This window comes from Pseudostreptobacillus hongkongensis (assembly GCF_001559795.1).
Classification (GTDB): domain Bacteria; phylum Fusobacteriota; class Fusobacteriia; order Fusobacteriales; family Leptotrichiaceae; genus Pseudostreptobacillus; species Pseudostreptobacillus hongkongensis.
The window spans coordinates 1-5,095 of sequence record NZ_LOHY01000113.1 but is presented as its reverse complement, the minus strand read 5'-3'; the positions used below and the strand labels follow the sequence as shown (position 1 = coordinate 5,095).

Annotated in this window: 3 rRNA genes; all 3 read left to right on the top strand. The window is 44.3% G+C overall.

What is annotated here, in order from left to right:
• Nucleotides 1-364: 364 nt before the first annotated feature.
• The 3 genes from AYC59_RS05875 (at nucleotide 365) to rrf (ending at nucleotide 5,095) form a co-directional block, all read left to right on the top strand.
• Nucleotides 365-1,881 (top strand): 16S ribosomal RNA (locus AYC59_RS05875).
• Between the two features lie 157 nt (nucleotides 1,882-2,038).
• Nucleotides 2,039-4,935 (top strand): 23S ribosomal RNA (locus AYC59_RS05870).
• A gap of 51 nt (nucleotides 4,936-4,986) precedes the next feature.
• Nucleotides 4,987-5,095: ribosomal RNA gene (gene rrf, locus AYC59_RS05865) — 5S ribosomal RNA — on the top strand.
• The 16S, 23S and 5S rRNA genes sit together here, the layout of an rRNA operon.

Sequence of the window (5,095 nt, the reverse complement as noted above, 5' to 3'; positions counted from 1 at the left end):
AAAAATTAAGGGTGAAGTTTTAAGAAACTTTATTTACACTCATCCAACTTTCACAGAAAGTCTAAATGATTTAATATAAAATTTAAAAAAATATATTATCAAGAAGCACCAATTTAGGTGCTTTTTGAATAACTGGGAAAAATTTTTCAAAAAAAAACAAAAAAAGGTATTGACATAAAAAGTATATTTATGATAATATAAATATTGTCCACGAGGGAGACCGAGTGGAAAAGGACAATGAAAATAAAATAGAAGCAAACAAACTTGAAAAGAGACTAGAAAGAAATGCTAAGTCAATTACTTAAGAGTTAGGGAAAAGACACAAAAGGTGTAAATAAGAAGAACTTAAAAACAGTTTAAATATTGAATGAAGAGTTTGATCCTGGCTCAGGATGAACGCTGACAGAATGCTTAACACATGCAAATCTATGAAAAGTTAACTAGCTTGCTAGGGAATGGATCATGGTGGACTGGTGAGTAACGTGTAAAGAACTTGCCTTATAGACTGGGATAACAGTTGGAAACGACTGATAATACTAGATATTATGGGATTGTGGCATCACGATGACATGAAAGGGAGACCGCTATAAGAGAGCTTTGCATCCTATTAGCTAGTTGGTGGGGTAAAGGCCTACCAAGGCGATGATAGGTAGCCGGCCCGAGAGGGTGAACGGCCACAAGGGGACTGAGATACGGCCCTTACTCCTACGGGAGGCAGCAGTGGGGAATATTGGACAATGGAGGCAACTCTGATCCAGCAATTCTGTGTGCACGAAGAAGGTTTTCGGATTGTAAAGTGCTTTCAGTAGGGAAGAAGGAAGTGACGGTACCTACAGAAGAAGCGACGGCTAAATACGTGCCAGCAGCCGCGGTAATACGTATGTCGCAAGCGTTATCCGGAATTATTGGGCTTAAAGGGCATCTAGGCGGTTAAACAAGTCAGGGGTGAAAACTTGCAGCTCAACTGCAAGCTTGCCTTTGAAACTGATTAACTAGAGTACTGGAAAGGTGGGTGGAACTACACGAGTAGAGGTGAAATTCGTAGATATGTGTAGGAATGCCGATGATGAAGATAACTCACTGGACAGAAACTGACGCTGAAGTGCGAAAGCTAGGGGAGCAAACAGGATTAGATACCCTGGTAGTCCTAGCTGTAAACGATGATCACTGGGTGTGGGGATGAGAAATCTCTGTGCCGAAGCAAAAGCGATAAGTGATCCGCCTGGGGAGTACGTACGCAAGTATGAAACTCAAAGGAATTGACGGGGACCCGCACAAGTGGTGGAGCATGTGGTTTAATTCGACGCAACGCGAGGAACCTTACCAGGTCTTGACATACTCGGAATCTGTTAGAAGTAACGGAGTGCCTTCGGGAACCGAGATACAGGTGGTGCATGGCTGTCGACAGCTCGTGTCGTGAGATGTTGGGTTAAGTCCCGCAACGAGCGAAACCCCTATCATTAGTTGCCATCATTAAGTTGGGGACTCTAATGAAACTGCCTGCGACGAGCAGGAGGAAGGTGGGGATGACGTCAAGTCATCATGCCCCTTATGATCTGGGCTACACACGTGCTACAATGGGTAGTACAAAGAGGAGCGAAATAGCGATATGGAGCGAATCTCAAAAGCTACTCTCAGTTCGGATTGAAGTCTGCAACTCGACTTCATGAAGTTGGAATCACTAGTAATCGCAAATCAGCAATGTTGCGGTGAATACGTTCTCGGGTCTTGTACACACCGCCCGTCACACCACGAGAGTTTGTTGCACCTGAAGTTACTGGCCTAACCGTAAGGAGGGAAGTACCTAAGGTGTGATAAGTGATTGGGGTGAAGTCGTAACAAGGTATCCGTACCGGAAGGTGCGGATGGATCACCTCCTTTCTAAGGAGAATAGAAGATATCTTAAGGTTAGGATGTTTGCTTTTATTACATGTCTTTTGATAGGACAATGAGAAATGAATAGTAGGTAAAAAGTTACAACTGAAACAAGTTAAGGAAAAGAAAAAAGAGTTAACTGTGAAAAAAATATAAAGAAGATGAAAAGCTAAATAAGGGCACACGGAGGATGCCTAGGTAGTAAAAGCCGAAGAAGGACGTGATAAGCTGCGAAAAGCTTGGGGGAGTTGCATATAAGCGTAGATCCCGAGATATCCGAATGGGGAAACCTATATGATTGAAGATCATATGAGAAAGTAGGTAAGCTAGCGAACTGAAACATCTAAGTAGCTAGAGGAAAAGAAAGTAAAAACGATTCTCTAAGTAGCGGCGAGCGAACGGGGAAGAGCCTAAAACATAGTAGTGTCAAGCGGGCAGCGTTGCTATTATGTGGTAGAGGGGTACTAATACAGAGATAGCCATAATCTGAATATGTATATTATGTAAACGGAACATAGTTGGAAAGCTAGACCAAAGAGAGTGATAGTCTCGTATAGTGTAAAGTAATATATGTATATAGTAAACCCGAGTAGCATCAAGCACGAGGAATTTGGTGTGAATCAGCGAGGACCATATCTCGTAAGGCTAAATACTTTTACTAACCGATAGAGGAGAGTACCGTGAGGGAAAGGTGAAAAGAACCCTGAGTAAGGGAGTGAAAGAGAATTTGAAACCGTGTGCTTACAAACGGTAGGAGCCGAGAGGTGACTGCGTGGATTTTGGTTAATCATCCTGCGAGTTATGATATGTGGCGAGGTTAAGAGAGTGGAGCCGAAGGGAAACCGAGTCTTAAGAGGGCGATAGTCGCATGTTATAGACGCGAAACCTAGTGATCTAGGCCTGTCCAGGTTGAAGCTAAGGTAAGACTTAGTGGAGGACCGAACTCACCGCCGTTGAAATGTTGGGAGATGAGATAGGTTTAGGGGTGAAAAGCCAATCGAACTAGGAGATAGCTCGTTCTCTCCGAAATGCATTTAGGTGCAGCCTTAATGATAAAGATATGTGGGGGTAGAGCACTGTATAACCTAGGGGGCGTATAGCTTACTGAAGTTAAGCAAACTACGAATACCATATATTAATAATTAGGAGTGAGTCTATGGATGACAAGGTCCGTGGACGAGAGGGAAACAACCCAGAACATCAGCTAAGGTCCCAAATTATGTCTAAGTGGGAAAGGAGGTGGATATTCACAAACAACCAGGAGGTTGGCTTAGAAGCAGCCATACCTTTAAAGAGTGCGTAATAGCTCACTGGTCGAGAGTATCTGCGCCGAAGATTTAACGGGGCTAAGACATAAACCGAAGCTATGTAACAAGCAATTGTTGGTAGGAGAGCGTTCTGTAAGCCGTAGAAGGAGAGTTGGAAGATGATCTGGAGGTATCAGAAGTGAGAATGCAGGAATGAGTAGCGAGAAAGAGGGTGAGAATCCCTCTGGCCGGAAGTCCAAGGTTTCCAGGGGAAGGTTTGTCCGCCCTGGGTGAGTCGGGACCTAAGCGAAGACTAAGAAGTCGAGGCGAATGGAAAATAGGTTAATATTCCTATACCACTTAATTTTGATAGTGATGGAGTGACGCAGGAAGGTATGTAAGATGTCTGACGGAATAGGCATTCTAAGGGAGAAGTATGACTAGATAGGCAAATCCGTTTAGTTAAATGTTAGACCTGATGGGGAAGTACAAAAGTATAAGTTACAAATCCTACACTGCCGAGAAAAACTTCTAAACTGAGATTGAGTGCCCGTACTGTAAACCGACACAGGTGGACTGGGTGAGAAACCCGAGGCCGACAGGATAACTCTAGCTAAGGAACTCTGCAAAATAGCCCCGTAACTTCGGGAGAAGGGGTGCCTATGGTAAGTGAAAGAGAACATCTGGAGCTAAAGTAGGCCGCAGTGAAGAGTCCCAAGCAACTGTTTATCAAAAACACAGGTCTATGCTAAGCTGAAAGGCGACGTATATGGGCTGACACCTGCCCAGTGCTGGAAGGTTAAGAGGAGGGTTGAGAGACTCGAATTGAAGCCCCAGTGAACGGCGGCCGTAACTATAACGGTCCTAAGGTAGCGAAATTCCTTGTCGGGTAAGTTCCGACCTGCACGAATGGTGAAATGATTTGGGAGCTGTCTTGGCTGGAGACCTGGTGAAGTTGTAATGTCGGTGAAGATACCGACTACCTGTAGTAGGACGGAAAGACCCCGTGGAGCTTTACTGTAGTTTGGCATTGGGTTTTGGTAATGTGTGTATAGAATAGTTGGGAGACTAAGAATTATTGACGCTAGTTGATAAGGAGTCACCGTTGGAATACCAACCATATATTATTGAAATTCTAATCAAGAAATTGAGACAGTGCTAGATGGGCAGTTTGACTGGGGCGGTCGCCTCCTAAAGAGTAACGGAGGCGTTCAAAGGTTCCCTCAGGTTGGATGGAAATCAACCAAAGAGTGTAAAGGTATAAGGGAGCTTGACTGCGAGATTGACGGATCGAGCAGGTGCGAAAGCAGGACTTAGTGATCCGGCGGTGCTGTATGGAAAGGCCGTCGCTCAACGGATAAAAGCTACCCCGGGGATAACAGGCTGATACTTCCCAAGAGTCCATATCGACGGAAGTGTTTGGCACCTCGATGTCGGCTCGTCTCATCCTGGGGCTGGAGAAGGTCCCAAGGGTTGGGCTGTTCGCCCATTAAAGAGGCACGCGAGCTGGGTTCAGAACGTCGTGAGACAGTTCGGTCCCTATCCACTACAGGCGTTAGAATATTGAAAAGATCTGTCCTTAGTACGAGAGGACCGGGATGGACAAACCTCTGATGTATCAGTTGTCACGCCAGTGGCATGGCTGAGTAGTCACGTTTGGAAGGGATAATCGCTGAAAGCATCTAAGTGAGAAACCCACTTTGAGATAAGTATTCTTTTAAGTATCCACTGAGACTAAGTGGTTGATAGGTTGGGGGTGTAAGTGTAGTGATACATTTAGCTGACCAATACTAATATTACGTAAGCTTTTATTAAATACTTTTTACTATCTACTATTCATTTCTAATTGTCCTAGACAATGAAGTTTGGTGATAATAGCCACAGGGATACACCCAGTTACATTTCGAACCTGGAAGTTAAGTCTGTGTACGCTGAAAATACTTAGTAATAGGGAAGATAGGTAGTTGCCAAAC